General features: G+C 65.6%; 15 protein-coding genes. 7 read left to right on the top strand and 8 right to left on the bottom strand.

Annotation, left to right across the window (positions count from 1 at the left end):
- Positions 1–58 precede the first annotated feature (58 nt).
- Positions 59–1,951, bottom strand: a complete 1,893-nt coding sequence (parE, locus tag THITHI_RS0104775; RefSeq protein WP_018231934.1) for a DNA topoisomerase IV subunit B — start codon at positions 1,949–1,951, stop codon at positions 59–61.
- Between the two features lie 169 nt (positions 1,952–2,120).
- On the opposite strand from parE, the gene THITHI_RS0104780 reads away from it, so the two are divergent.
- Both THITHI_RS0104780 and trxA read left to right on the top strand, forming a co-directional pair.
- Positions 2,121–5,528, top strand: coding sequence for a UvrD-helicase domain-containing protein (locus THITHI_RS0104780; RefSeq protein ID WP_018231935.1), 3,408 nt, complete (start codon positions 2,121–2,123; stop codon positions 5,526–5,528).
- 239 nt (positions 5,529–5,767) lie between these two features.
- Entirely contained in the window at positions 5,768–6,628 is an 861-nt protein-coding gene (gene trxA / locus THITHI_RS0104785) for a thioredoxin (protein ID WP_018231936.1), read from the top strand.
- A 70-nt stretch (positions 6,629–6,698) separates the two neighbouring features.
- Here trxA and THITHI_RS0104790 read toward each other — a convergent pair whose 3' ends face one another.
- The 4 genes from THITHI_RS0104790 to THITHI_RS0104805 form a co-directional block, all read right to left on the bottom strand.
- Positions 6,699–7,421 (bottom strand): DsbC family protein, encoded by a 723-nt coding sequence (locus tag THITHI_RS0104790; protein ID WP_018231937.1) that lies wholly within the window; start codon positions 7,419–7,421, stop codon positions 6,699–6,701.
- Between the two features lie 189 nt (positions 7,422–7,610).
- Positions 7,611–8,537: a site-specific tyrosine recombinase XerD gene (xerD, locus tag THITHI_RS0104795; RefSeq protein WP_018231938.1), complete on the bottom strand. Its 927-nt coding sequence runs from the start codon at positions 8,535–8,537 to the stop codon at positions 7,611–7,613.
- Between the two features lie 90 nt (positions 8,538–8,627).
- Positions 8,628–9,383, bottom strand: a complete 756-nt coding sequence (locus THITHI_RS0104800; protein ID WP_018231939.1) for a slipin family protein — start codon at positions 9,381–9,383, stop codon at positions 8,628–8,630.
- On the bottom strand, positions 9,380–10,834 hold the full coding sequence (locus tag THITHI_RS0104805; protein ID WP_156820474.1) for an NfeD family protein: 1,455 nt from the start codon (positions 10,832–10,834) through the stop codon (positions 9,380–9,382). Before THITHI_RS0104805 ends, THITHI_RS0104800 begins: the two co-directional genes overlap by 4 nt.
- A 71-nt stretch (positions 10,835–10,905) precedes the next feature.
- Between THITHI_RS0104805 and mobA the strand changes: the two genes are divergently transcribed.
- Positions 10,906–11,517 (top strand): molybdenum cofactor guanylyltransferase MobA, encoded by a 612-nt coding sequence (gene mobA / locus THITHI_RS0104810; protein ID WP_018231941.1) that lies wholly within the window; start codon positions 10,906–10,908, stop codon positions 11,515–11,517.
- 115 nt (positions 11,518–11,632) lie between these two features.
- On the opposite strand, the gene THITHI_RS0104815 is transcribed toward mobA, so the two are convergent.
- The 3 genes from THITHI_RS0104815 to THITHI_RS0104825 are packed head-to-tail and all read right to left on the bottom strand — an operon-like array spanning position 11,633 to position 15,267.
- The gene (locus THITHI_RS0104815; protein WP_033336905.1) at positions 11,633–12,967 is read right to left on the bottom strand and encodes a sigma-54-dependent transcriptional regulator; all 1,335 of its coding nucleotides are present in this window, start codon (positions 12,965–12,967) and stop codon (positions 11,633–11,635) included.
- Complete coding sequence (locus THITHI_RS0104820) at positions 12,964–14,412, bottom strand: ATP-binding protein (protein ID WP_018231943.1); 1,449 nt, start codon at positions 14,410–14,412, stop codon at positions 12,964–12,966. Before THITHI_RS0104820 ends, THITHI_RS0104815 begins: the two co-directional genes overlap by 4 nt.
- 3 nt (positions 14,413–14,415) lie before the next feature.
- Positions 14,416–15,267 carry a substrate-binding domain-containing protein gene (locus THITHI_RS0104825; protein ID WP_156820475.1) on the bottom strand — a complete coding sequence of 284 codons (852 nt, stop codon included), beginning with the start codon at positions 15,265–15,267 and terminating at the stop codon, positions 14,416–14,418.
- Positions 15,268–15,611: 344 nt separating this feature from the next.
- Between THITHI_RS0104825 and THITHI_RS0104830 the strand changes: the two genes are divergently transcribed.
- The 4 genes from THITHI_RS0104830 to nrfD are packed head-to-tail and all read left to right on the top strand — an operon-like array spanning position 15,612 to position 21,325.
- On the top strand, positions 15,612–16,853 hold the full coding sequence (locus THITHI_RS0104830) for a 4Fe-4S binding protein (RefSeq protein WP_269646170.1): 1,242 nt from the start codon (positions 15,612–15,614) through the stop codon (positions 16,851–16,853).
- On the top strand, positions 16,850–19,342 hold the full coding sequence (locus tag THITHI_RS0104835; protein WP_018231946.1) for a molybdopterin-dependent oxidoreductase: 2,493 nt from the start codon (positions 16,850–16,852) through the stop codon (positions 19,340–19,342). Before THITHI_RS0104830 ends, THITHI_RS0104835 begins: the two co-directional genes overlap by 4 nt.
- A 27-nt stretch (positions 19,343–19,369) precedes the next feature.
- Positions 19,370–20,122, top strand: coding sequence for a 4Fe-4S dicluster domain-containing protein (locus THITHI_RS0104840; protein ID WP_332252107.1), 753 nt, complete (start codon positions 19,370–19,372; stop codon positions 20,120–20,122).
- 30 nt (positions 20,123–20,152) lie between these two features.
- Positions 20,153–21,325, top strand: a complete 1,173-nt coding sequence (gene nrfD, locus THITHI_RS0104845) for an NrfD/PsrC family molybdoenzyme membrane anchor subunit (RefSeq protein WP_018231948.1) — start codon at positions 20,153–20,155, stop codon at positions 21,323–21,325.
- Positions 21,326–21,415 lie beyond the last annotated feature (90 nt).

Genomic DNA, 21,415 nt, shown 5'->3' on the forward strand with positions numbered 1-21,415 from the left:
ATTGAATCTCTTTGCGTTCCTTTGCGTCATCGCGTCTTTGCGTCGAAAGCTTTTCCAGTCAGACCTCCACCTCAGCCAGATGCCCCTTGGTCTCCAGCCAGCTCTTTCGATCGGCGGCGCGCTTCCTGGCCAGCAGCATGTCCAGCAGGGTGTTGGTGTCGTCGCCGGCGTCCACGGTGAGCTGCACCAGGCGCCGGGTGTCCGGGTCCATGGTGGTCTCGCGCAGCTGCAGGGGGTTCATCTCGCCCAGCCCCTTGAAGCGGGTCACCGATACCTTGCCCTTCTTCTTCTCCGCCTCGATGCGCTCCAGCACGCCCTGCTTCTCGTGCTCGTCCAGCGCGTAGAAGGTCTCCTTGCCGACATCGATGCGAAACAGCGGCGGCATGGCCACGTATACATGGCCGTGCTCCACCAGGGGCCGGAAGTGGCGCACGAACAGGGCGCACAGCAGCGTGGCGATATGGGCGCCGTCGGAATCCGCATCGGCCAGGATGCAGATCTTGCCGTAGCGCAGATCCTTCAAATCCGGCGCACCCGGTTCCACGCCCACGGCGACGCTGATGTCGTGGATCTCCTGGGACCCCAGCACCTGGTCCGGCTCCACCTCCCAGGCGTTCAGGATCTTGCCGCGCAGCGGCATGATGGCCTGAAACTCCCGGTCCCGGGCCTGCTTGGCGGAACCGCCCGCGGAGTCGCCCTCGACCAGAAAGAGTTCGGTGCGGGCCAGATCCTGGCTCGCGCAGTCGGCCAGCTTGCCCGGAAGCGTCGGGCCCTGGGTGACCTTCTTGCGCACCACCTTGCGGCCGGCGCGGGCGCGGCGCTGGGCGCTGTTGATGGCCAGTTCGGCGATGCGCTCGCCGGCCCCCGGGTGCTGGTTGAGCCAGAGGCTGAAGGCGTCCTTGACCACGCCCGAGACGAATGGCGCAGCCTCGCGCGAGGACAGGCGTTCCTTGGTCTGACCGGCGAACTGGGGATCCTGCATCTTGAAGGAGAGGATGTACGAGACACGATCCCAGACGTCCTCGGGGGTGAGCTTCACGCCCCGGGGGAGCAGGTTTCTGAATTCGCAGAACTCGCGCACCGCGTCGGTGAGCCCCGTGCGCAGGCCGTTGACGTGGGTGCCCCCCTGGCCCGTGGGGATGAGGTTCACGTAGCTCTCGGTCACCGCGTCGCCGCCCTCGGGCAGCCACACCACCGCCCACTCGGCCGCCTCGGTCTGGCCGGCCACGGACCCCATGAAGGGCTCCTCGGGCACGCGCTCGAATCCGGCCACCGCCTCCACGAGGTAGTCCCGGAGGCCCGCCTCGTAGCACCAGTCAGCGCGCTCGCCGGTGATCTCGTCGTAGAAGCTGACCGCGAGTCCGGGGCACAGCACCGCCTTGGCCCGCAGGATGTGCTTCAATCTCGGCACCGAGAATCCGGGCGAATCGAAATACTTCGGGTCCGGCCAGAAACGCAACGTGGTGCCGGTATTGCGCCGGCCCACCTCGCCCACGACCTCCAGTTCGCTCTTCTTGTAGCCACCGGCGAAGGCCATGTTGTATTCCCTGCCGTCGCGCCTGATCCACACCTCCAGGTGCCTTGAGAGTGCATTCACCACGGACACGCCCACGCCGTGCAGGCCGCCGGAAAACTGGTAGCTCTTGTCCGAGAACTTGCCGCCCGCATGCAGCGTGGAGAGGATCACCTCCACGCCGGGGCGTTTCTCCTTCGGGTGCATGTCCACGGGCATGCCGCGCCCGTCATCAGCCACGGAGAGTGAGCCGTCCTTGTGCAGCACCAGGTCGATCTTCTTCGCGTACCCCGCAATGGCCTCGTCCACCGAGTTGTCGATCACCTCCTGGGCCATGTGGTTGGGCCGGGAGGTGTCGGTATACATGCCCGGACGCTTGCGTACCGGGTCCAGCCCGGAGAGAACTTCAATATCAGCCGCGTTGTAACTGGTGGTCATGGAAGGCTGAGAACCCAAGATAGTGGGGCCAACGGGCCCGGGAGATACAAGATAATGGGCGACATACCCTACAGGATACAAGGCCCTTGAGGTAGGTCCACACCCCCAAAAGCTGTATCTTTACCTTGCCACTTGCCACTTGCCACTTGCCACTTGCCACTTGCCACTGATGTCAGCCACAGATCCCGATCTCAACGTCTCCGTCTTCGCCTCGGCCGGCTCCGGGAAGACCTACCTGCTGGTCACGCGCATCCTGCGCCTGCTGCTCGCCGGCGCCCGGCCGGACGGCATCCTGGCGGTGACCTTCACCCGCATGGCCGCGGGCGAGATGCAGACCCGCCTCACCGAGCGGCTGCTTGAGTGGCAGGATCTGGACGACGCGGCACTGGAAAAGGCGCTGGCGGACATGGGGGTGCCGCCGGACGACACCCTGCTGGAACGGGCCCGGCGGCTGTTCGAGACCACGCTGCTGGCGGACCGCCCGGTGCGTACCACCACCTTCCACGCCTTCTGCCAGGACATCCTGGCGCGCTTTCCCCTGGAGGCACAGGTACCGCCGGGCTTCGAGCTGGCGGACAACGAACGCGAACTCCGGGATCGGGCATGGGACGCCCTGGTCAGCGTGGCCACCCGGGAACCGGACGGCCCTCTGGCCGGGGCGCTGCAGGCGCTGCTCACCACGCTCGGCGGGGTGGACAACGTGCGCAAGGCCCTGGACGGATTTCTCGCCCACCGGGAGGACTGGTGGGCCTGGACCGAGCACGAGGCCGATCCCCTGGCATTTGCCCGGGCGCGCATCGCCGCGGAACTGGCAGTGGACCCCGACGCGGACCCCCGGGCCGACTGCCTGGACCCGCCCACCCGCGAGGCGCTGGCGGAACTGGCGGCCCTCTTGGCCCGCAACACCCCCACCGACCAGGGCCTGGGCCAGGGCCTGGCCGATGCACTGGCGCGGGAGGATGCCGACCTGCTGTTCCACGCGGCGCGCACCGCCCTGCTGACCCAGGCGAATACGCTCAGGTCGCGCAAAGCCAGTGCCGCCCAGGCCAAACGCCTGGGGGGCGCCGAAACGGAGGACCGGTTCCTGGCACTGCACCGGTCCCTGGGTGAGGAGTTCCTCGACGCCCTGGACCGGCTCGCCCGCCAGCACAGCCTGCGGCTCAACCGCGCCTGGTTCACCGCCGGGCTGGCGTATCTGGATCATTACCAGGCGATCAAGGAAGAACTGCGCATCCTGGATTTCACCGACCTGGAGTGGCGCACCTACCGGCTGCTCAACCACGGCGACCACGCACTGTGGGTGCAGTACCGGCTGGACAGCCGCATCGATCACCTGCTCATCGACGAGTTCCAGGACACCAACCCCACCCAGTGGCGGCTCATGCTGCCACTGCTGGAGGAACTGGCCGCCCAGGGGGACCGGCAGGGCCGCAGCGTCTTTCTGGTGGGCGACACCAAGCAGTCCATCTACAGCTTCCGCCGGGCCGATCCCCGGCTGCAGGAGATTGCCGCGCGCTGGATCCGCGAGCGTCTGGGCGGGCGCCCGGAATCGCTGGACCGGTCGTGGCGCTCCAGCCCCGCGGTCATGGACTTCGTCAACCGCGTGTTCACCGCCGCCCCCGCCCTGCGCGAGGCGCTCCCGGATTTCCATCCCCATGACACCCACCTGCAGAACCTGTGGGGCCGCGTGGAGGTCTGGCCGCTGGTCGAGGCGGAAACGGACACCGGCGACGCAACGCCGCCCGAGGGCCTGCGCAACCCGCTGACCACGGCCCGCGCCGACACCGGCGACGACCTGCACGCCTGGGAGGGCCTTGGCATCGCCCGGCGCATCCGGGAAATGGTAGCCGCGGGCCTGATGGTCGGCCGGGGCGCGCAGGCCCGCCCCATCGGCTACGGCGACATCACCATCCTGGTGCGCAACCGCACCCATGTGGGGGCCATCGAGGACGCCCTGCGTGACGCCGGGGTCCCCTATCTGAGCGCCGCCCGGGGCGAGCTGCTGGATCATCTGGAGGTGCGCGATCTGGAGGCCCTGCTGCGCATACTCATCACCCCCCATGACGATCTCGCCCTGGCCCAGGTGCTGCGCTCGCCGGTGTTCTCGGTGGGGCACGGCGAACTGGAACAACTGGCGGACGCGGGATCCGGCCCCTGGCATGCGCGTCTCGAGGCCCTGGCACCGGCACTGCCCGATGAGAGCCCGCTCAGGCAGGCGGCGGAGAAACTCGGGCGCTGGCGCCTCTGGAGCGATGCCCTGCCGGTGCACGACCTGCTGGATCGCATCTTCCTGGACGGCAACGTGCTGGCCCGGTACGCCGCCGGCAGCCGCCCCGACCGGGTGCCCACGGTCCTGGCCAGCCTGATCCGCTTCCTGGAACTGGCGCTGGAGGTGGACAGCGGCCGCTATCCGAGTCTCGTGCATTTCCTGTCGCGCCTGCACGGTCTGCGGGATCAGGCGGATGCCGCCCCGGACACCCCGCCGGTGCGGGGCGCCAGCGCCCGGGTACGCATCATGACCATCCACGCCGCCAAGGGCCTGGAAGCCCCGGTGATCTTTCTGGCGGATGCGGCCGCCGTCCCCAGGGATTCCAAGACCTATGAAGCCCTGGTGGACTGGCCCACGGGCGAGGACCACCCCCGGCTCATGCGGCTGCTGCCCAGGAGCGGCGATCTCGACCGGATCACCGCCGATGCACTGGACAGATACCGGGCCGCCCGTGCCAGGGAGGATGCCAACCTGCTGTACGTGGCCCTGACCCGGGCCCGCCAGGTGCTGATCGTCTCGGCCAGTGCACGGGCCAGGAGCAACGGCGGCTGGTATGCGCACATCCGGGAGGCCGTGTCCCCCGAGGCGGCCACGACGGACGGCCTGCCTGGCAGGTACACGGATGGGGGCATCTGGGTCCACGAAACGGGCCAGCCGCCGCCGTCGGGTTCGGGCGCCGTCACCGACACCCCCGGATCGCTCCCGCCCCCTGCCGGACTGGCGTCGCCCCTGGCCCGCGCCGCGCCGGAACTGGAGATCGCCCCCAGCCGGGAGGCAGGCGGCTTCGGCGACCGCGGGCCGGACAGCGACCGCACCGGCGATGAGGACGCCCGCCTGCGTGGCGTGGCCATCCACCGCCTGCTGGAATGGCTGACATCCGGACAGAAAGAACCGGACGCCGCCCTGTGCCGCCGCCTGGCGGCCGAGCAGGCCCTGGACCCGGACCATCCCGAACTGGCAGACTGGCTCGCCGAGGCCCGCGCGGTGGTCGCCGACCCGGCCCTGGCGGCGGTGTTCGCCCCGCAACCCGGCACCCGGGACTACAACGAGGTCCCGCTGCAATATACCCATGCCGACGGACGTACGGTGTATGGCATCATCGACCGCCTGCGGGTGACTGAAGAACGTGTCCTGCTGGTGGATTACAAGACCCATCGGGTGGCCGATTATGCCGCCGCCCGCCGCCTGGCGGAAAGATACGCCGCACCCATGGCCCTTTACGCGGAAGGCGTGCGCCGGCTGTGGCCGGGGCGGACGGTGCAGGGGCTGCTTCTGTTCACGCACATCCGGAAAGTGGTGAAAGGGTAAGTCAAGGCTCAAAGTTCAAGGTTCAAAGTTCAACGTTCAAGGTTCAAGGTTCAAGGTTCCAGGTTCCAGGTTCAAGGTTCAACGGATAGGCTGCCTGCCCAACTTTGAACTTTGAACTTTGAACTTTGAACTTTGAACTTTGAACTTTGAACTTTGAACTTTGAACCTTGAATCTCCCCGCCTCATCCCAATACATCTGTCCCAGTCAACGCCAACGCAAGCCAGGAGGAACCACCCCCATGTCCGACTCCCCTTACATCATCGACGTCACCCAGGGCAATTTCGAGCAGGTGGTGCTGGAGGGGTCGCAGGAACGGCCGGTGCTGGTGGACTTCTGGGCGGACTGGTGCCAGCCCTGCCACATGCTCGCCCCGGTGCTGGAAAAGCTGGTTCAGGAGTACGAGGGCCGCGTCATTCTGGCCAAGATCAACTCCGACGAGCAGCAGGCCCTGGCCGCCAGTTTCGGGGTGCGCAGCCTGCCGACCGTGATGATATTCCGTGACCGCAAGCCCGTGGACCAGTTCATGGGCGTGCAGCCGGAATCCGCCATCCGCGCCCTGCTCTCCCGGCATCTGCCGCGCGATTCCGACACCCAGCGCGATGCGGCACGGGAACAACTGGAGGCAGGGGATGCGGAATCGGCACTGACCACCTTGCAGGCGGCCATCGACAGCGATCCGGACAATCAGGCCATCAAGATCGACATCGCCCGGGCGCTCATGGCCCTGGGCCGGGCCGACGAGGCGGATGACACCCTGAAGACGCTGCCCATGGATCTGCACCAGGATGAGGAGGTGCAGCGCCTGGAGGCACAGATACAGTTCGCCCGGGTGGCGGCCCGGGGTGAAGAACTGGCGAGGCTGGAGGCCGAGACGGAATCCGGCGACAACCCGGAGGCACTGCACCGCGTGGCGGCGGCCAGGATCCTCTCCGAGGACTACGAGTCGGCCCTTGCCCTGCTCCTGCGCCTGATGCAAAAGCACCGAAAGTACGGGGACGACGCCGGCCACAAGGGCCTGCTCACCGCCTTCGAACTGCTGGGCGCGCAGCATCCGCTGGTCAAGGAATACCGGCGCAAGATGGTGAGCCTACTGTACTGACAACTGGGAATTGTGAATTGGGAAGTGAGAAGTTGATGTCCGTTCCCGCTTCCCAATTCTCACTTCCTACTTACTCTTTGGCCTGCTCCATGATCCGCTCCAGATCGGCCACCGGGCGGTAGCCGGGCAGCATGACGCCGGATTCCAGGACCAGGGCGGGAGTGCCCCGGACACCCAGTTGCTCGCCCAGCGCCATGTGCTCCTGGACGGGGTTGTCGCAGTTGGCCACGGGGATCTCGCGGCCCAGCTTGGCCTCATCCATGGCATGGTTGCGATCCTCGGCGCACCAGATGCCCACGGCCTTGAGGTAGCTCGGGGAATTGATCCCGGTACGCGGGAACAGCAGGTAACGGATCTTGATGCCGCGCTCGTTGTACTCGCTCATCTCCGAATGCATCCGGCGGCAGAAGGTGCAGTCCGCGTCGGTAAAGACCGTCAGCACATGCCGTGTCTCGCCGTCGGGCGGATAGATCACCATGCGCGACTCGTCCAGGGTATCCACCACCTGCTTCCTGGCCTGGGTGCGGCTGGCTTCCGTCAGATTGGTCCGGGTCTCGGTGTCCACCAGGGTGCCCTCGAGCACGTACTTTCCATCCCCGCTCATGTAGAAGACCTGGATGCCATAGCGCACCTCGAACACCCCCTCCACCGGCGTTTCCACGACCGCGTCCGGGGTGGCGTTGGGGATCAGGGCCTGCATCCGCTCACGCACCACTTCCTCCGAGGCGATGGCGGACAGGGAAATACCGGCCAGGACGAGACCCAGCAGGGCGGCAATCGGGGGCTTGATCATGTAATCGGACCTTCCGGGAGGCAAGTGATTTTCAGCTTAGCTGGAAATAAGACGCGCGATGATGCCAAAGATTCCATCCAAGTGGGAATCCTGAATTGCGAAGTGAGAAATAACGGCATTCCGCATCCACAGTCCGGGACACACCCATTCCCACTTCCAGATTCACACTTCCAAATTCCCACTTCCCACTTATCCCCTTGGATGGTGTTCCCCGTGCAGTTCCTTGAGCCGGGCCCGGGCCACGTGGGTATAGATCTGCGTGGTGGAGAGATCGCTGTGGCCCAGCAGCATCTGGACCACACGCAGGTCCGCGCCGTGGTTGAGCAGATGGGTGGCGAAGGCATGGCGCAGGGTGTGGGGCGAGAGATGCTTGCGGATGCCCGCCCGGGCGGCGTAACGGCGGATCAGGTGCCAGAAGGCCTGGCGGGTCATGCCGCCGCCGCGTCTGGTCACGAACAGGTCATCGCAGGCGCCCCGGCCCTTGAGCAGCACGGGACGTGACTGCTCCAGATAACGGGCCACCCAGGCGGATGCCTCCTCCCCCAGGGGCACGAGGCGCTCCTTGCCGCCCTTGCCCACCGTACGCACCACCCCGTGGCGAAGATTCACCTGGTCCACCCTGAGCCCCACAAGTTCCGACACCCGCAGCCCGGTGGCATAGATCAGCTCCAGCATGGCGCGGTCCCTGAGCCCCAGATCCGTATCGACATCCGGCGCGGCCAGCAGAGCCTCCACGTCCGCCTCGCTCAGGGTGTCCGGCAGCGGCCGCCCCGGCCGGGGCGAGTCGATCCGGGCCGTGGGATCATCCTTGCGGCGGCCGTCGCGCACCAGGTGGCGGTAGAACCGGCGCAAACTGGAGAGCAGCCGGGCGGTGGAGCGGGGCCGGGCCCCGGCGGCGACCCGGTGGGAGAGATAGGCCAGCAGATCGGCCCGGTCCGCCCGCTCCACTGCCTTGCCGGCGCCCGCAAGCCAGCGGGCCAGCGCCGTCAGGTCGGCCCGGTAGGCGGACAGGGTATGTTCACTGAGACCGTGCTCGGCCCAGATGGAGTCCAGGAACGCATCGATGGCCCGTGTCGACAGGGAGACGGAGTCTGACTCGGACGGCGTATCAGACATCGGACACGAACGGCGAAGTGGGAATTGGGAAGTGGGAACTACAAGACTTCTCACATCCCAATTCCCACTTCCGACTTGGTTTCCAAATTCTCACTTCCCACTTTTCGTCAGTGCCTTGAAAATCTCCCCCATCTCGATGGGCAGCGGGAAGAACAGGGTGGACGACCCGGTCTTGGTGGACATGTCGTTCATGGTCTGCAGGTAACGCAACTGCAGTGCGGCGGGATAACGTCCGATGATCTCGGCGGCCTCCGACAGCTTTTCGGCGGCCTGCAGCTCGCCTTCCGCGTGGATCACCTTGGCGCGCCGTTCACGCTCGGCCTCGGCCTGACGTGCAATGGCGCGGATCATGCTTTCGTTGAGATCCACGTGCTTGATCTCCACGTTGGTCACCTTGATGCCCCAGGCGTCGGTCTGCTTGTCGAGGATCTCCTGGATATCGGCGTTGAGCTTGTCGCGCTCGGAAAGCATCTCGTCCAAATCGTGCTTGCCCAGGACCGAACGCAGAGTGGTCTGGGCCAGTTGGCTGGTGGCGGCGTAGTAGTCCTCCACCTGAATGATGGCCTTGGCGGAATCCATGACGCGGAAGTAGAGCACCGCGTTGACGCGCACGGTCACGTTGTCCTGGGAGATCACGTCCTGGCTGGGGACGTCCAGGGTGATGATGCGCAGGTCCACCCGCACCATCTGTTGAATCCCCGGGATGACGATGATCAGGCCGGGCCCTTTCACGGACTGGAACCTGCCCAGGAAAAAGACCACGCCGCGCTCGTACTCCGGAACGATCCGGATGGACATGACCAGGAGGCCCACGACCAGGGCCACGGGTACCAGATAGGCGATCATGTGGCAGCTCCTTTGTTGGTGTCGGTTTGTTCAGCCACCGGCTCCACCTCGAGCCGCAGGCCCTTCATGCCGGTCACTTTCACCGGATCTCCCCCGTAGACCGGAACGGGAGACTCGGCGGACCAGGACTCGCTGTGCAGCCAGACGCGTCCCTTGTTGCCCTCGAAATCCTCCACGGCCGTACCTTCCAGACCGATCATTTCCTCCTGGCCCGTGACCACCTTTCGCCTCCGGATGCCAAACAGCCGGCTCAGAATCCAGATAAAGAACGCGGCTGACACCAGGGCGACACCGCCGATCAGCGGGATGGAGATATTCAGGGTTGCTTCGTCCATCAGAATGATCGATCCCAGTACGAACGCGGCGATGCCGCCGAAGCCCAGTATGCCGAAACTGGGCGCGAAGGCCTCGGCAATCATCAATACGATACCCAGAAGGATGAGCGCAAGCCCGGCGTAGTTGATGGGCAGCACCTGGAAGGCGTACAGGGCCAGCACCAGGCAGATCACTCCCACCACGCCAGGGAAGATGTTGCCCGGGTTGGCCAGCTCGAAGATGATGCCGTAGATGCCCACCATCATCAGGATGTAGGCGATATTGGGGTTGGTGATCACCGACAGCAGCCGGCTGCGCCAGTCCGGCTCGATCTCCACCACCTGCAGATTTTCCGTGTCCAGCACACGTTCGCCCACTTCCATCTTCACGGTGCGTCCATGGATCTGCTCCAGCAGATCCGCCACGCTCTCGGCCACCACATCGATGACGTTCTTCTCCAGCGCCTCGGTGGCGGTCAGGTTCACCGCCTCGCGCACCGCCTCCTCGGCCCAGTCGGCGTTTCGGCCGTGGCGCTCGGCGAGGCCGCGGATATAGGCCACCGCGTCCTCCAGGACCTTGCGCTCCATGGCATCTGCGCCCCGGCGGGGTTGCGCGCGTTCCTCGGCATCTTCCTCGCCGGCGGCGGCCTCGTCACCGTTGTCGGACGCTTCGTTCTCGTCCGCCTGCCCCCTGGATCTGTCTGGCCGATCCTGCTGATCATCGGGCATGCCCGGCACCCCGCCGATCTGCACCGGCGTGGCCGAGCCCAGATTGGTGGCCGGAGCCATGGCGGCGATATGGCTGGCATAGAGGATATAGGTACCCGCGCTGGCGGCGCGGGATCCGGGGGGTGATACATAGCTGGCGACGGGTACCGGCGAGGAGAGGATCTCCTTGATGATCTCGCGCATGGCCGTGTCGAGACCACCCGGGGTATCCATGCGCAGGATCACCACCTCGGCACCATCGTCGCGCGCCTGCCGGATGCCGCGCACGACATAGTCGCTGGTGGCGGGCCCGATGGCTCCGGAGATTTCCAGCAGGACCGCGGTACGCCGGTCATCCTGACCGGAGACCCCCAGGGCAAGGCCGGCGCCCAGCAGGAACAGGAAGCCCCACACCAGGAGGCGGAACATGCCTGCGAATCCGTGTCGCGTTTCACCCATGCCAGTTATCATAGCATCCCGTTCATGTAGCCTCTCTGACCATGGCACAGGCAAATCATTCAATCGGGGCAATCACCGGTGCCGTGCTGGCCGGCGGCAGGGCGACGCGCATGGGAGGCCGGGACAAGGGACTGCTGCCGCTCGGCGGGGAACCCATGGTGCGGCGCGTGCTCCGCGCCCTCGCACCCCAGGTGCGTACGCTCGTGATCAACGCCAACCGCAACGAACCGGTCTACACCACGTTCGGCTACCCGGTGGTCACGGACGATCACGACGATTATCCCGGGCCCCTGGCCGGCATGGCCGCAGCCCTGCGCCATGCGCCGACGGACTGGGTGCAATGCGTGCCCTGCGATGCCCCGACACTGCCGGAAGACCTGGTGGCCCGACTGTGGCGCGCACTGCAAGGCACCGATGCCCTGATCGCCCTGCCCTTCGACGGCCACCGCATCCAGCCTCTGTTCGCCCTGCTGCACCGGGATCTCCTCCCCGCACTCGACGCCGATATCCGTGCCGGACGCCTGGCCGTGGGCCGCTGGATGCTGGATCACACACACGTTGAGGTGGATTTCTCCGACTGCCCCGGGGGATTCGCGAACCTCAACACACCCGAGGAACTGGCTTTACATCAGTCAGTGGTCCGTGGCCAGTAGTCAGTTGTCAGTTGTCAGTTGTCAGTTGTCAGTTGTCAGTTGTCAGTTGTCAGTTGTCAGGAGCCTGACTCCGGTAGAGGGCCTGTCAAAGGGGTTTCCAACAACTGACAACTGACTAATCCGACATTCCCAGACGCTTCATTCGTTCCCAGAGGTTCTTGCGGCTGATGCCCAGGTTGGCGGCGGTGTGCCCGATGTGGCCGTCATGCAGCTCCAGGGCGCGGCGGATGTAACTCTCCTCGCAGGTTTTCAGGTAATGGCTCAGGCGGCCGGCGTCCTGATACGCGCCCTGCGCCGGTTCCCGCGGTTCGTCGAAGAAGACCTCCGCCTGAAGCAGCGGGCCGGGGTTCAGGATCCAGGCCCGTTCAACGGCGTGCTTGAGCTCCCGGATGTTGCCGGGCCATGGATGACGCAGCAATGCCTGCTCGGCGGCGGCCGTCAATTGCTTGAGCGGCTCACCGCTTTCACGCGCATGCGCCTCCAGGAACTGCCGCACCAGCCAGGGAATGTCTTCGGGACGTTCCCGAAGGGGCGGGATGCGCAGGTGGATCACGTGGATGCGGTAGTAGAGATCCTCCCGGAACCTGCCATCCCTGACCATCTGCAACAGGTCCTGGTGGGTGGCGCATATCAGGCGCAGACGCACGGACACCGGGGCGTCGCCGCCGACGCGCACGATCTGTCGTTCCTGGATGGCGCGCAACAGCTTGACCTGCATCACCAGGGGCATGTCGCCGATCTCGTCCAGAAAGAGCGTGCCGCCGTCGGCCTGCTCGAACACCCCGGCACGAGAACGCACCGCGCCGGTGAATGCGCCCTTCTCATGACCGAAGAGTTCGGCCTCCAGAAGGGTTTCGGTGAGCCCGCCGCAGTTCACCGCCACGAAAGGCTGCGAGGCATTCTGCGCATCCAGCCGATGCAGTTCGCGCGCGACGGCCTCCTTGCCGACACCGGACTCGCCGGTGATCAGCACCGTGCCCGCCTGGGTCGCCAGTCGCGGCAAGAGGGCCTCCAGACGCCGCATGGCCGGTGAAACGCCCAGCCGGGCACCCTGCCCGCGGACGGTATCGCCCGCCGGCACGATGAGCCCGTGGAGCTTTTCCACCAGGGCATCCAGGTCGAAGGGCTTGGTGATGTAATCGGCCGCGCCCCGTTTGAGCAGGGCCACCGCGCGGTCCACCGCGCCGTAGCCGGTAATGAACAGCCAGGGACAGGTCACGCTGCCCGCGGCCATCAACTCCTCGAACAGCGCATCACCGTCGCCGTCCGGCAGTCGGATGTCGCTGATCACCACGTCGTGGGCGTGGTCCGGCAAGACCGCGCGCGCCTCGGCCAGGTCTCGGCACCAGTCCACTTCAAAGCCCTCGAGTGCGAACCGGTCGCACAGGGACTCCCCCATGATGGGATCATCCTCGACAAGGCACAGCCGCGGATGCATCCCGCCGCTCATGCGGCCTCCCAGACGCGCAGCGGCAGTGACACCCGGAATACGGTTCGCCCGTCACCGCTTTGCACCTCGATACGCCCTTCCATCTGCTGGACCAACTGGTAGGTGACCCACAGGCCGAGGCCATGGCCCCGGCCCGGCGTCCCCGAGAACGGTTCAAACAGGCGGGTCATCTGCATGCGCGAGATGGGTTCTCCGTGATTGACCACCTCCACATGCAGACCCTGTTCCCGGGGCCACAGGCGGCAGATCACCCGACCGCCCGGTTCACTCGCCTGCACGGCATTGAGCAGCAGGTTGAGCATGATCTGGCGCACCTGGGTGGAGGGGAGCGCGAGCGGTTCCCTGACGCGGCTGTCCCAGACCAGTTCCAGTGACTTGCCATGCGCGTCCGGCAGGATGAGGGTGTGGATGTCGTGGATGTCCTGTGGCGTGAGCGCATGGCTTTCCAGCCGTGCCTCCACGAGCAGCGCGCCCACCGTCTCCTTGATCTGTCGCAATCCCCGTTCCAGCAGCGATATGGTGCGCTCCGTGACCGCGTCCGGATCGCCATGGCGGCGATAGGTACTGACGGCGTTGAGCATGCCGCCGAGCGGGTTGTTGATCTCGTGGGCGATCCCCGCGGTCAGGCGCCCCACGGCCGCCAGGCGCTCGGACGCCATGACACCACGTTCCAGTTCCTGCTTCTGGCGCAGCTCGGCGAGCATGCGTTTCAACTGGGTACCCGCCTGGCCGATCTCGTCCCTGGATTCGTACAGGCGGCACTCGTCCTCGGAGGGGATCTCCGGGCCGACGCGCCCCATGCAGTCGGCCAGCTGCACCAGCGGTTCCGCCATGCGGCGGCCCCAGTACCAGGACAGCGGCAGGAGCAGGACCAGCACCAGCAGCGTGATCAGGCCCGCCCGCCAGACGATACTGAAGAACCGGGGCACGAACAGGGATTTGGGATATTCCAGGACGAGCATGCCCAGGTGCACACCGTCGAACACGATGGGCGCCACCATGAAGAAGTGGGTGGCTTCGGACAACTCGACGGCGCGGGGCCCCTTTTCCGCCCCCTCCTGCAATGCAGTATCCAGCCTGGCGTACTCCGGGCCCAGTCGCTCCAGCCCGACGAGCATGGGGTAGTCCATGGGTTGCGTGGACACGTATATCCGCCTGTCCGGATCGAGCACCATGATGAGTTCGGCGCCCAGCGTGGACTGACCCGCCTGCAGCGGCGAGTTGATGGTCTCGTAAACGCGCCAGACATCATCGTGAATCATCGGTGTGACGAGGGTATTGGACAGGAGACGCCCCATGCTCTCGGCATTCTCGAACAGATCGCGACGCACCTGATCATACTCCCTTGCCAGGATCGCGCCGGTGATGAGCACGGCGGTAATGAGCACCAGCACCGTCGCGCGCAGGGGGATCTTGTAGCGGAAACTGAGGTTGCGAAGGATCATGGTTTACAGGCGTCCCGTCGCACGGGCCATGTGCGCGATCTCGTCATAAAGCCGGGCGGTGCCCGACACGAAACCGTCGAGGTTGAGTTTCTCCAGGAGGCGGGTCCCCGTCTCGTCCCGGCCCATGTCCATCAGCACGGATTGCACCGCGTCGAACTCGGCCTGCGACAGTGAGGCGGCGGCCACGAACGGCGGAAATCCGAATTGCCCGGACTGCTTGACCACCCGTGTCTGCCCGGTGATCTCCGGATGGAGCCGTTCCAGGGTATCCCAGACGTAACCGTCCACCGCCCCTCCGTTGGCCATGCCCACGGCCACGGCCTCCACCACCCGCCGATGGGACCAGGTGAAGAACGTCCTGCGGAAGAAGCGCTCGGGCACGCTACCGCGCTGATGCAGCTGATAGAGGGTGTACAGGTAGCCGGAATTGGAATTGGGATCCGAGAAGGCGAATATCTGATTGTCCAGGTCATCCAGCGATGCGGATATCCGGTCGATGGCGGGCACGATGAAGTAGGAGCGGTACAGGGGCTGCCCGTGGTACAGAGGCACCGCCAGCAAGCGCATTCGGCTCAACTGCTGGACGTAGGGGTAGCCGCAGACCCAGGCGATGTCCACGCCGCCCATCACCACCTGCTCGATGATCTCCCGGTAGCTGGCCCGTTGCACGAAGGCCACCGGGCGTCCCAACCGCACCGCCAGGTAATGCCGCCAGTCGTTAAGGAAGGCCGCCTGGTCATCCAGAAACACCGGGGTCAGGCCGATACGCAACGGGGGCGCACCGGCGACGGCGCCGCCCGCCAGGGCACCCGCCATTCCGGCAGCCAGTCCCCGCAATAGAGTTCTTCGCTTCATGGGCAACGCACCGGGGCCTGATTGACCGAAGGCCCGACTGTTCAGTTTAGGCACGGCAGTCATCGGGACGACATGAGGCCGATCAATAAACCGGTCCGTCGCGATCCGGTACCGCCGGGTGTTACCCATGGGTAACACCCGGCGGCTGAGAACGGCCGGCAGGTTACCGGTGGGTAACCCCCTCAAGGGGGCATATGTTTTCCAACCCCATGTTTATCGGCGTTTTCCTGTATTGGCACACCCCGTGCAGGGTATTCAGTCAACACGTTGCATGCCAGATCCGGGTGCCCCGGCACAGAGGACAAGGCGGCGACCGATGCACACTGAATAAGGACGCCAGGACCATGGCGATCACCGCCAAAGTCAGCGCTGTTTCATCGCTTGCGCGTCTCTCCCCGCACGGGGGACCGTGGGCAGACCAGTCTGCCTGCCTTGGCCTGCGCTTCCCCGGCACCGGATGCCGCGCATGCGAAAGCGCCTGTCCGGCATCCGTGTTGAAGGTGACAACCGGGGGACTCGAACTGGCCGACGGTTGCATCCGGTGCGGACGCTGCGCCGCGGTCTGCCCCACCCATGCCCTGTCAGTCCCCGGTTTTCAGACCTCTGCCCCTGACGACGGGCGGGACGCATTGATGGTCGACTGCGCGAAGGTACCCGGTGCCGGGGAGTTTCCCGGCGAGTTGCGCGTCCCCTGCCTCGGGGGCCTCAGCCGCAGCCGCCTCCTCGCCCTGGTGAAGGCAAGGCCGGAGCGTCCCGTGGTGCTCATGGATCGCGGCTGGTGCACGGACTGCGCTGCCGGGGGCTGCCGCTCTCCGGCCATGGAACAGGTCGCGGAGGTCAACCGCTGGCTGGCCGCCATGGGGGTGCCCGAACACCGGCACATTCGCCATCAATCCCGCCCCCTGCCCCTTTCCCGCATGCCGCCGGAGATTCCCGACCCGGCCATGGCCCGGCCCATGGACCGCCGGGGCTTCCTGCGCCAGCTGGCGGGCCAGGTGGCGGTGGCCGCCCAGGGCGGCGATCCGGCGCACGACCGGGTGGGCGATCCGGTCGACCCGGACGGTTCCATGCGAATCCATCCGGCGGAACGCGCTGCCATCCTGGCGCAACTGAAGGACATGTCCCCCAACGGCCGGCGGACCCTGCCCCCCGACCTGTTCACGATGGTGGAGATCGACGCCGATCGCTGCCATCACCACGGTGTATGCGCGACAACCTGTCCCACCGGGGCGTTGCGTGTCTGGACGAACGGTGACGAGTGCGGCACCCGGTTCGACCCGGTCACCTGCACAGGCTGCGGCGAGTGCGAACGCAACTGTCCGCAACAGGCGCTCCGGCTGCGGCGACCCGAAACCGTCACCACGCCCGTACGGCCGCACATCCTGAGCCGTCATGACACGCGTGTCTGCGTCCGATGCCACACACGTTTCGTTGCCCGGGGGCTCGTACCGGACGACACGGACCTGCCCGTATGTCCCGCTTGCGAAAGATCCAACGGATTGATGGCGTCCACGTTCGAACGCCACTTTGGCCGATCGCAGCACCCGGCCGACCGACAACCACCCCAGGAGAGAGAAAGCATATGAATGTCTTGAAGGCACTCATGACCCGTCGCCGCTTCCTGAAGGTCAGCGGCACCGTGGGCGTCGCCGGCGCAGCCGCGGCTAAACTCACCGGATTCACCGCCGCAGCCACGGCATCCGCACCCGCCGGAGCCACGATCCGCGGCGAGACCACGGTGACCAAGAACATCTGCGCACAGTGTCCGGCACGCTGCGGCATCGACGTGTACACCACCAACGGCCGCGTACATGCCATCTACGGCGACAAGGGCAACCCCATCGCCAACGGAAAGCTCTGCCCCAAGGGACATCTGGGCACGTACTTTCTGTACGACCCGGACCGCTTCCGGGGCCCCATGAAGCGCACCAACCCGCGCAAGGGGCGCAACGAGGATCCGGGGTTCGTGCCAATCTCCTGGGACGAGGCACTGGACACGGTGGCCGCGCGCATCAACCGGCTGCGCGAGAACGGCGAGGCACACCGGTTCGCCCACTTCTACGGGCGCGGCTGGGGTTCCTCGGATGCCGGCCTCTATGGGGATTTCGGCAAACTGATCGGCACCCCCAACTCGGCCATCGGTCATGCCTCCATGTGCGCGGAAGGGTCCAAGCGCGCAAAGCAGGCTACCGACGGCAACAACTCCTATAACGCCTACGATTACAGGAACACGAACTATATCCTGTGCTTCGGCGCTTCCTTCCTGGAGGCATTCCGGCCCTACAACTATCTGATGCAGGTGTGGGGATACATGCGCAGCAAGAGTCCGATGACGCGCGTCACCGCCATCGACGTGCGCATGAACCCGACCCTCGCGGCGGCCGATCGCGCCCTGATGGTCAAGCCCGGAACGGACGGCGCCCTGGCCCTGGCCATCGCCCATGTCATGCTCACCGAAGGACTCTGGGACAGGGATTTCGTTGGCGACTTCCACGACGGCCGCAACCGCTTCCGTGCCGGCCAGCGCATTGCCCCGGGAAGCTTTGAGGAGAAGTGGACCCAGGGACTGATCGGCTGGTGGAACGATGAAGTCAAGGACCGTACGCCGAGCTGGGCCGAGAGCGTCACCGGCGTCCCTGCGCGACAGATCGTCACCGTTGCCCGGGAGTTCGGCACCACCCGGCCGGCCATGGCGATCATGGAGCGCGGCCCCACGGCGCATACCAATGGCGTGTACAACGGAATGGCCATTCACGCCCTGAATGCCCTGTCCGGCGCGATGTTCGCCGAAGGCGGTCTGTTCTACCAGATGGGCTCCCCGTACGGACCGCTTCCCGCCAACTCGGACGACCACATGGATGACATCGCCCGGGAAATGCGCGGTAAGCATCCGCGCATCGACATGGCGCGCACGGATCGCTGGCCCATGTCCGGGACCATGATGCAGGAGGTTGCCCGCAACCATGTGAACGGGGACCCCTACAAGCTGGACACGGCCATGTTCTTCTACACGAACCCCGTGTGGACGGCACCCGACACCAGCCACTGGGAAACGATGCTGAGCGAGATCTTCGTGATCGACACCTCGCCGTTCCCGGGCGAAACGGCCATGTTCGCCGACCTGGTGCTCCCAGATCACACCTACCTGGAGCGCCTACAGGACGCACCCACCTATCCCTTCGAGGGCTGGCCCATGGCCGCCCTGCGGGTGCCGGCCGTCGATCCGATCTACGACACCAAGCACTTCGGCGACACGCTGATCGAGATCGGCAAGCGCATCAACGGGCCCACTGCGGAGTTCTACCGCAGGCTGGACAATGTGGAGAACTGCCTGCGCCATCGGGCCGAGGGTTTCCGCGACAACCCCGGCGACAACGGCGTGATGGACTTCGAGACATGGAAGGAGAAAGGCGTCTGGTACAGGAAGCCCTATCACTGGCGGCAGGTGCGCGGCGAGTTCTACGAGTGGGACGGCGAGGGTTACAACCGCCGGATGACGCCCGAGGAAGTCAGGGACAAACTGCTCAGAACGCCCTCCGGCCGATTCGAGCTGAAAGCCTCGTTCCTGGAGGCCCACGCGGACTACATCAACAGCCGGCTCGGCGTACCCCACGAACGGGTCGGATACCCCCAGTGGATCGAGCCGCGCCATACCGGCGGTGATCGCGATCTGCATTTCGTCACACCCAAGACCCCGCTGACCGCCGAGGGCCGCAGCGGCAACATTCCGCACGCCACCGCCTTGCAGCAGCCCTCGGTAGGCGGGCGGCGGACCGTGTACATGGAGATCCATCCGAAGACGGCGCGGGAACGCGGCATCCGCAACGGCGACCTGGTGAGGGTCACCTCCGATCTGGGATCGATCCACGCGTATTGCCGCTTCACCGCTTCCAATCGCCCGGACACGGTGGTGCTCCCCTATGAGCACGGCCACTGGGCACAGGGGCGCTGGGCCACGGCCCAGGAGCGCAGCACACACCCCGGAAATCCAAGCGAAATCACCGCGAACGTCTCGGATCCCATCTCCGGTCTTGCCTGCTATTACACCGGCAAAGTCACCGTCGAACGGGCCTGACCCTGAACATCGAGAGGAGCTTCAATCATGGCAAAGTGGGGAATGGTCATCGACCTGGACAAGTGCACCGGATGCCAGGCCTGCACCACGGCCTGCGGCATGGAGAACAACACCCTGCCCGGTGAAAACTGGCAGGACGTGCTGTACTACAACGAAGGCGAGTACCCGAGCGCGCAGATGAAGTGGCTGCCGAGGCCATGCATGCAGTGCGAGAATCCCTCCTGCGTACACGTCTGCCCGACCCGGGCCACCTACAAGGACGAAGCGGCCGGGGGCATCGTGTTCGTGGACTGGAACAAGTGCATCGGCTGCAAGTACTGCATGATCGCCTGCCCGTACGGTGTGCGCTTCTATACCGACGAGCGGCCGCTGCTTGAGCCCAACATCAAGGACGTGTTCCCGGGCGCAGACGGACAGCAGTGGAGTCCGCCGTACCAGAACCCGAACGTCGACTGGCGCCGTGGCATCGGCATCCAGCCAAAGGGCGTGGTCTCCAAGTGCACCTTCTGCTACCACAAGGTGAGCCAGGCACCGGCCGGCACGCCAGACCTGGACGAGGATGATCCCGAACTGGTGGAGTACGTGCCCGCCTGCGTACGCACCTGCCCGCCCAAGGCACGCTACTTCGGCGATCTGGACAACCCGGCCTCCAACGTGAACAAGCTCATTGCCGATCGCAAGGGGGTACGCCTTCTGGACCACACGGGCAACAGGCCGCAGGTCTACTACCTGGGCACCGGAGCCGGCATCCCGACCTTCCGGCCCGCCCCCAAGGCATAAACGAACAGCCACGCTGAGGAGTTCAGGATTATGAGCGCACGCGCAGAAAGCGTCTTGCCGGAGCAGCAATCCGGCAGCCTGCCGATCGGGATCATCATTACCGGCCTGATACTGGTCGGGGTCGGTCTGATCGGCCTACTCAATCTATTCGCCCAGGGGCACGCCGCCTTCAACGTCGGCAGTGACGGCGTGGTCTGGGGCCTGCCGATCATTGCCTATCTTTTCCTGGCGCTCTCGTCGACAGGCTTGGCAATGGTGGCCTCGCTGGCGCTGGTGTTCGGGATGAAGGACTTCTATCCCATCGCCAAACGCAGTCTGTGGCTGGCCATCGGTCTGCTGATCGGTGCCTTTGTCACCCTGGCCTTTGAGCTGGGCCACCCCTTTCGCATGCTCTGGGCCATGCCCCTGAACTTGCAGGTAACCTCCCCCATGTTCTGGATGGGCGTCTGGTATGCGGTCGCCCTGGTGTTCATGGTGCTCAAGTGCACCTCACTGCAAAGAGGCGACTGGACAAGCCAACGCAGCCGCTCAATCGGCGTCATTACCCTGGCCGCAGAGATCGCCGCCGCCGGGACCCTCGGCCTGGTATTCGGCATGATGGCCATGCGTCCCTTCTGGTACGGATCGTTCGTGCCGCTTTACTTCCTCGCCACGGCAGCGCTGTCGGGCATCGCCTTCGCGACACTGTTCACCTACATCGCCCACGGCCTGGACACTTCGCGCATGGGAGCGCAACTCAAGGGCCTCATGGAGCGCCATCTCCCCAACACATTCGCACTGGTGCTGGGCGTGGTGCTGGTTTTCCATGTCGGCCGCGTCATTACTGGGCTTTGGAGCAACAATCCCGAGATCAGCATGGTGATGTGGCATCAGGCAGGCACCTGGATGTTCCATGTGGAGTTGTGGCTGGGCATGGCACTGCCCCTGGTGCTGCTGCTCACGCCTTCCCTGCGGTCACGTCCCGGCGTGCAGGTGCTGAGCGCGATCCTGGTACTGATCGCCATGTTCATCAGCCGCTACCTGTACGTCACCGGAGGGCAGATCGTTCCCCTCTGGAAGGGCACGTGGATGCCAGACTTCATCGCCTACACGCCTTCATTCACCGAATGGTCCCTGATGTTCCTGGGCGTCGGAGTCGGACTGCTGATCTACGCCTACGGTTCGTGGAAGCTCAGCCTGAATGCGCAGCCGACAGGCGCCTGACCCCAACCTCCACGGGGTGTTGCATACGCCCCCTCCTCCCTGCCCCGGCGCGGCTTGCGCGCCCGGGGTCCTTTTCTGAAACGGGCACCA

Origin of the sequence: Thioalkalivibrio thiocyanodenitrificans ARhD 1 (genome assembly GCF_000378965.1) — a bacterium.
In the GTDB taxonomy this organism is placed as follows: Bacteria; Pseudomonadota; Gammaproteobacteria; order Ectothiorhodospirales; family Ectothiorhodospiraceae; genus Thioalkalivibrio_A; species Thioalkalivibrio_A thiocyanodenitrificans.

Bases quoted from the DNA above. Each gene is read 5' to 3' on its own strand.
- THITHI_RS0104815 (WP_033336905.1), bottom strand. From the start codon at position 12,967: ATGAGCGGCGGGATGCATCCGCGGCTGTGCCTTGTCGAGGATGATCCC.
- parE (WP_018231934.1), bottom strand. From the start codon at position 1,951: ATGACCACCAGTTACAACGCGGCTGATATTGAAGTTCTCTCCGGGCTG.
- THITHI_RS0104820 (WP_018231943.1), bottom strand. From the start codon at position 14,412: ATGATCCTTCGCAACCTCAGTTTCCGCTACAAGATCCCCCTGCGCGCG.
- nrfD (WP_018231948.1), top strand. From the start codon at position 20,153: ATGAGCGCACGCGCAGAAAGCGTCTTGCCGGAGCAGCAATCCGGCAGC.
- THITHI_RS0104835 (WP_018231946.1), top strand. From the start codon at position 16,850: ATGAATGTCTTGAAGGCACTCATGACCCGTCGCCGCTTCCTGAAGGTC.
- xerD (WP_018231938.1), bottom strand. From the start codon at position 8,537: ATGTCTGATACGCCGTCCGAGTCAGACTCCGTCTCCCTGTCGACACGG.
- THITHI_RS0104825 (WP_156820475.1), bottom strand. From the start codon at position 15,267: ATGAAGCGAAGAACTCTATTGCGGGGACTGGCTGCCGGAATGGCGGGT.
- THITHI_RS0104780 (WP_018231935.1), top strand. From the start codon at position 2,121: ATGTCAGCCACAGATCCCGATCTCAACGTCTCCGTCTTCGCCTCGGCC.
- THITHI_RS0104800 (WP_018231939.1), bottom strand. From the start codon at position 9,383: ATGATCGCCTATCTGGTACCCGTGGCCCTGGTCGTGGGCCTCCTGGTC.
- THITHI_RS0104830 (WP_269646170.1), top strand. From the start codon at position 15,612: ATGGCGATCACCGCCAAAGTCAGCGCTGTTTCATCGCTTGCGCGTCTC.
- mobA (WP_018231941.1), top strand. From the start codon at position 10,906: ATGGCACAGGCAAATCATTCAATCGGGGCAATCACCGGTGCCGTGCTG.
- THITHI_RS0104790 (WP_018231937.1), bottom strand. From the start codon at position 7,421: ATGATCAAGCCCCCGATTGCCGCCCTGCTGGGTCTCGTCCTGGCCGGT.
- THITHI_RS0104805 (WP_156820474.1), bottom strand. From the start codon at position 10,834: ATGTTCCGCCTCCTGGTGTGGGGCTTCCTGTTCCTGCTGGGCGCCGGC.
- THITHI_RS0104840 (WP_332252107.1), top strand. From the start codon at position 19,370: ATGGCAAAGTGGGGAATGGTCATCGACCTGGACAAGTGCACCGGATGC.
- trxA (WP_018231936.1), top strand. From the start codon at position 5,768: ATGTCCGACTCCCCTTACATCATCGACGTCACCCAGGGCAATTTCGAG.